Genomic DNA, 5,894 nt, shown 5'->3' on the forward strand with positions numbered 1-5,894 from the left:
AGCCGATCCTCGACGTCCCAAAACCCGATCTGTCCCGCCATCCGACCCCTCCCGAAAGCGCGACCTCAGTGAATCATGTCAGCACGAAATCCGCCAGTTTCCGGAGGCATCCACCCCTATTGCATCATAGTCGCCCCTCGGGCTCGTTCCGGCCAGGTAGCGAAACCCACCGGCTTTCAGTCACCCGTCACAGGGTGGGCTCTGCCCGCCAAGGCAGAATCATGGGAGCCAAACTCCAGTCTACCGAGACTCATTGCGCTACGTTGTGCCCGCGATCGGGCCGACGTCCTTCAAAACTATGGCGCAGGCTCGGCACATCTCGAGCCGAGGCCCCACGAGGAAAAGCGCCGGTCGCGCTCGCAGGCCGGACCAGGCGTCCTCCACCATCAATCTGGTTTGACCCGTTCGTGCGCAGGGGCAAGCGCCGCCAGCGTCCGCGCACCGGGCTTTGGGTCCGTGGGGTAGCGGAAGAACGCAGTGCGATAGACGGCGTTATCGCACCTTTCCGACGCATCGCAGGGCCGCCTCGCCCGGCAGCCTCACGAGACCGCTCCCGCACAAAGGGCAAACGCAAAACACCACACGATGCGTGCTGCAGCCGGGGGACGTGCGCAGTGGCTCGTGTCGGGCCACGCCAGACGGCGACCGCACGACGGTTGTCGCCGCTGCGGCCGGGGTTCACAAGAAAACCAGATCGGGGCACGGGCCGGTCTGGAAGATCGGGGGGCTCTACGTTGTTTGGTGGCCGAACAAGCTGCGCATTCGGCGTGGAGAATAGCGCCGAATCTGAGGTGCCGGGTGGGCCGCTGACCAAAACGATGGTCGACTTGCAGGTCGAACGTTGTCGCCCCTGGCCCGAGACTTGCCGTCGTCGCCAGTCTTAGCACGGCCAGACCTTGTCCCGCCGCTTCTTGGGGTTGTCGCGATCGGTTTCGGCGACGTTCGCGAGATCTTCTCCGGGTCGCTACGGCCTGCAGCACCAAATCGATCGATTCGTTCTTCACTAGCCGCCGCAAAATATTGCGTTCCATCCCCACAATCGCCGGCGTTGCGGTATCCCGAGTTCTTTTTTCTGAACTTTCGTCACTTACGCTGTGGGCCAAGATCGACCAACGATCGTTGGTCGGTTGAGCGGCTTCTTTCTTTGAACAACAAGAAAGGCCGGCGACGGGTCCTGTCGCCGGCCTCGCGATGTCAATGGAGCAAACGGTTGAACATTGCGACACAAAGGGGCTGCAAAACCGACGGCTGGCGGGCGATCCAGCGCTTTGCCGCGATACGTGTCCCCGCATAGGCGATCTCGTCTTCAGACCGCAACGATGAGCAAAGTGCCGCAAAATCGTCAGTGTTCATATCGTGGTCCCAAGCCGTAAGCCGCCTGAGGAGCCGGCGGCGGCTGCGCAGCCGCTCGTACTCCTCACGCGCCCGCTCGATGCGGCCTACGGCTTGTCGGGGTTTATCCCGGGCAAACCCTGTCGCAGGGCCTCATGCATGGCGCGGCTCCACATCCGGAGTTCCCCCCGCACAACCCGGACCATGTCGTCGCTCTCGCCGACAATTCTGGCGATTTCCTCGAGAGACATTTCCGGAAGTTCGCCGGGCAAGACACTGGCAGCGTCGATCTTGCGCCAGTGCGGGGGAAGTGTCGGCATCACGAATGTTGCATCTGCGTGAGCCAGAAGACGCACCATCGTTTCGTCGTTCATCGAGGGAAGAGCGCCATCGCGTTCGTTCGCGACGACGATGACGGTGCTGTCGTCTTCGAAGATCTGCTTTGCGTACATGACCGTGTCCGCACCGAGCGCGATAGATTCAGGTTGAGCGGTCACTGGAACAACAACGACCGCACGATAGCCCGCGTCTTTCACACGTTCACGCAAATCGGAATGGATCGCGTAAGACAGGAATGGTCGCGCAGCGGGGCTACCGATATCAACCAAGATATCCGCCGATCCCGCGCCTTGCGAAAGCGCGGTCTGAACCGGCGCAAACGCCCGGAGTACGGCGTGCGGGTCTTTGCGCAGAGCTTCACCGGTCGGCAAATCTGCGATTTCGACGGGAACGCCGATCCGCTCCAGCAGTCGGCGCGTCGGATGACGCGAGTCGATGGAGACCGCACGGAGTTTCCGGGAGAGGTCGGACAGGAAATGGGCGATGAGCGCAGCGAGCAGACTCTTGCCAACCCCACCTTTGGGGGTCAGGACGATGATGAACATCGGCATGAGCGCGGCGGCAGCCGCCTCTTGTGGTTTCTTGGACATGGGACTCCTCTTCGGCTTGTGGTTCGGCGGGACTCGCCGTCGAAGAGCTTTTCCAAATCTGCGGACCTTCGTCCGGTAACAATTCCCGGTTGTGACCGCGACGGTCGTCAATTGCTGAGAACAACCGGCACGTCGGCTTCTGGCGCAAGTTTATCCGTACCTCTGCTCGGGTCCCAAGCGTGCAAGATTGCGCGCACATGAGCGATCAATAAAGCCGGATTGTGCCGCCTTTCCGAATTCATCTGGAGTGTCGGGAGCGTTTGCCGCGCAGGCCAGTGCGACAGTTTGGCGTTTGCGACGCTATAGACGCAGGCTGCTAAACGGAGTGCGATTTCCGCTCGCCAGTAGCCGACGGGTCCAAGCAGGTTCGCGACATCCTTGTCGAGATCGCGCTCGAGCAGAAGGAGATCGACGAGAGCTGCGACATGCTCGTGCTGACAGAGCATCAGAAGCTCACGATAAATACGGTCACTGGGGCGGGATGGCGATCCGTCGTACAATCGGCGCCCGACCGCGCCGAGTTCGTGAACGAAAGCGTCGACGATCGCATCGATTGCATCGGCAAGACTGCGCCCGACCGCACCAGCGGGACGGATGCGCCAGTCAGGCCACAAAATTCCTACCAATCCGCGTTGCAGGTTCCAACCCGGCGGCGGTTGGACCCGGCGGCTCGCCAGGCCGGGCCCGCCCTCACCTTGCTTGGTTCCGAGACAAGCGGAAACTTGTTCAATCGTCACGTCGAGAAATCGCAAGAAATCGTCGCGACCACCGTTTTCTACCATGGCCGACACGCAACTTCTTAAATCCGGCATTGACCGGAGCCGGCTTCCGTGCGGCAGGCCGAAAAAGATGGCACCGGCAGCGTGAAAATCATGAAGGCCTTCCCGCTTGACCAAGTGCTTGGCAGTCTCAAGCCGACGCAGTGCGACGTCGAGATCGCCCGTTCCGTGCAAGGACGGATCGGATCGCGGGTCTCTCCAGCCGTAGCCAATCGGTACGATGGTGCTTCCGTCCGACGTCGAAAGCCGGGATATCGGCGCAGGATAGTATCCGAGGAGTGCATCTACGCATGCGAACGAGAACTTGGCGCCCGCAGGGATCTCGTGGCCTGTCGCGACCGCGCGCAAAGCTTCGAATTCATCGAACAAGGCGCTGGCCGTCGGCGCCGTACTCTCCTGTTCCACTTCCGCCTTCCACCGATGAACGATCCGCCACGACCTTCTGGTGATCACATCCGGATCGACCAGATCACCCGTTGCCCCGTATCGTTGCTGGAAAGCCTCTGCCACCTGATTTGCAGCATGCCAGACGCACTGGCGAAATTCGGGCGGGATCGATAAGGGCGGCTGCAACGCTTCGGGCCGCGGCGTTCCTATGGATGGCACAGCATCAGTCCTGGCCGAGGGAATCTACAGCGGCGAGCAACGCCTCTCGTCGGCTTGCGGCATCGTCGTCATCCGCGCTTGCCCTTTTTCGCTCGGTAGGAAGAGAGGCCTGCTTCGTGGCGGGTGACCTTGCTACCGTTCGAGCCGTATGCTCGGTATGATCGGACGGCCGCTCCGAGTGTCTGTCATGAATTGAACGCGCGCGGTGTATCTGTGCAGCAAGAACCCGCGGGTCGAGGGGCTTGCCTCCTCGCCCGGCGATACCTTCTTCCGCACAGATCGTCGCGATCGTCCGCCACGGCACGCCGCGGATCCGAAGGGCGGCGAAAGGCGCAAGATGGTCGCGTAGAATCGCTCCGAACCGTGGCGCCCAAGGATGGGCATCCGCCGCGGCGAGTTCGCGAAGCGCTGCTCTGATCTCGTCTTCGTTCATGGATCAAGTCACCAAACGTAACATAACGTTCGCGAACGTTATAAGACGTTTCGGGCTGAACTTCAAACGGCTTCGATACCTGATGAAGGGAGGTTCTCCGATACCGTGCCGCGGACCCAGTCGAATCTACACTTATGCACTCTCATCTTGGGAAAATCTTGCGGGCGTATCTACCATAGATTGTTACCGGATATCGCGGCCCCGCTTTGCCAGCCTCTCGTTGGAGGTGGCGATGGGTATCAGAGTCAACACCGCGGCGCCGGCTGCGTATTACCTTGCAGACAGACTGGCAGCGGAGCGCCGCTATCCGGCAGTAGAATGGGCGCGCTGGGATCACCTGGGCGGGCTTGTGCCTGATCACGGTATGAACGTCTTCATCGACGACGATTTCGTGTCAACGCTGAACACTGCGCTGCCGAGGGCTGTATCCGCGAAATCCAGTAAACGTGTAGCTGCCTACGATATCACGGTAGATCATGAAAAGCCGATCTCGGTTCTCTGGGCGCTTGCGACCGATCACCGTAAGGCGGCGCTCGAAGAGCTTCATGATCGCGTCGTCTCGGCAATTGTCGCGGACATCGCGGAGATTGGGATGGTGGCGCGACGTGGTGCCGGAGGGAAGCGGGTCGAACCCGTGGAGATGCCGCCCGTCGCACGGTTCCTGCACCTGACCGCGCGCCCCACTCCAATGCCAAGCGGGCGGGACCTGCCGGCCCCACATCTGCATACGCAGATCGTTATCGTAAACCATGCTCGGCGCGCTGATGGCACCTGGGGCACGATTGACGGACGCCGGCTCTACAAGGCCATCCGTCAGCTCGAGGCGCAACGACGCTCAGTGATCGATTCCGGGTTGAATGCGCTCGATATACCGAGTGAGCGGGACGACCGGGGCGTGCTTCGCATTCACGGGATCGATCCGATTCTTATCGCGGCGTTTTCAGCCAGGCGCGTAGCGCTTCTCGCTGCCACCCGGTCGATCAGCGATCCACATCTGGCGGCTGAAGTCAGACAGCGGCTGGCTCTGTGGCACCGCCGCCCGAAAACGACCCATTCGCTGGCGGATCTTGAGACGGCCTGGCGCGAAGAGGCTGAGATTTTGCAAGGTAAGATGCGGCCCCGGGGTCGGTGGATCAGACCCATTTTGGATGCGGGTGTCTCCGTCGCCGCCGCGATGCCGGACGATAACTGCAAAGCCGACTTGACTGGGGACTTCGTCGATCTGGACGAAAGTGAAATGCTCCGCGATGACGACGAACCTGCGGACGCTAACCAAGATATCGACGAAACTCCTGATCTCGATGACGTGACTCTCGAGCAGGATATCGAAGCGACCGACGACGAGTTCATTGACGACAGCTACTTCGAGGATCCTGATGGCCCTTGATTGCCACGCTCCATTGCCCATGCGAGGTCTTGCGTCTTCCAACTTGGCTTGGTCTGATAGCTGCTTACAGATGGCGATGGTTCTGTTGCCCCCCTTGCGGGGACAATGGAATACAGCGGCGTCGCTTCCGACGTTCGTCAATCGCGGATACGGCTGAAGACCGCTTTGGTAATCTGAAAAGGCGGCGCGCGATCCGGTTCCAAACCGCCGTCACGGCCATGCTCGTCAAAATGCCGCTCCGACCAAATCGGCCCTCCGCCGAAGAAGCTGTCTCGTCTAATGCTTACACGGCGGTGCCTGCCCAACAAATGTAGTCTAGAGCGTCCAGTAATAAGTGTGAATCGGATGGTTCCGCTTGGAGACGTATTCTGATTCCTTGTGTGCGGGAGGATACGCACCATGGGAAGATCGGTTTCATCGGACTTGCG

At 60.7% G+C, this 5,894-nt stretch carries 6 protein-coding genes; 1 reads left to right on the forward strand and 5 read right to left on the reverse strand.

Going from position 1 to position 5,894, the window contains the following annotated elements:
- Positions 1-492: 492 nt before the first annotated feature.
- From VQ042_RS26225 to VQ042_RS24395, 4 genes are all read right to left on the reverse strand, one after another.
- On the reverse strand, positions 493-651 hold the full coding sequence (locus tag VQ042_RS26225; RefSeq protein ID WP_442880224.1) for a hypothetical protein: 159 nt from the start codon (positions 649-651) through the stop codon (positions 493-495).
- Between the two features lie 543 nt (positions 652-1,194).
- Positions 1,195-1,353 carry a hypothetical protein gene (locus VQ042_RS24385; RefSeq protein WP_331822865.1) on the reverse strand — a complete coding sequence of 53 codons (159 nt, stop codon included), beginning with the start codon at positions 1,351-1,353 and terminating at the stop codon, positions 1,195-1,197.
- An 86-nt stretch (positions 1,354-1,439) separates the two neighbouring features.
- Positions 1,440-2,261: a hypothetical protein gene (locus VQ042_RS24390; protein ID WP_331822866.1), complete on the reverse strand. Its 822-nt coding sequence runs from the start codon at positions 2,259-2,261 to the stop codon at positions 1,440-1,442.
- Positions 2,262-2,368: 107 nt separating this feature from the next.
- A complete protein-coding gene (locus VQ042_RS24395; protein ID WP_331822867.1) occupies positions 2,369-3,646 on the reverse strand; it encodes a hypothetical protein in 1,278 nt (425 codons plus the stop codon).
- Between the two features lie 665 nt (positions 3,647-4,311).
- On the opposite strand from VQ042_RS24395, the gene mobF reads away from it, so the two are divergent.
- On the forward strand, positions 4,312-5,466 hold the full coding sequence (gene mobF, locus VQ042_RS24400) for a MobF family relaxase (RefSeq protein WP_331822868.1): 1,155 nt from the start codon (positions 4,312-4,314) through the stop codon (positions 5,464-5,466).
- Positions 5,467-5,603: 137 nt separating this feature from the next.
- Here the strand turns inward: mobF and VQ042_RS24405 are convergent.
- Positions 5,604-5,894: hypothetical protein (locus tag VQ042_RS24405; protein WP_331822869.1), on the reverse strand; the 291-nt coding region annotated here is incomplete at its 5' end.

Origin of the sequence: Aurantimonas sp. A2-1-M11 (assembly GCF_036549475.1) — a bacterium.
GTDB lineage: Bacteria > Pseudomonadota > Alphaproteobacteria > Rhizobiales > Rhizobiaceae > Aurantimonas.

What these genes read in the sequence shown, in the direction of transcription:
- VQ042_RS24385 (WP_331822865.1), bottom strand. Translation starts at nt 1,353, where the DNA reads ATGAACACTGACGATTTTGCGGCACTTTGCTCATCGTTGCGGTCTGAA.
- VQ042_RS24390 (WP_331822866.1), bottom strand. Translation starts at nt 2,261, where the DNA reads ATGTCCAAGAAACCACAAGAGGCGGCTGCCGCCGCGCTCATGCCGATG.
- mobF (WP_331822868.1), top strand. Translation starts at nt 4,312, where the DNA reads ATGGGTATCAGAGTCAACACCGCGGCGCCGGCTGCGTATTACCTTGCA.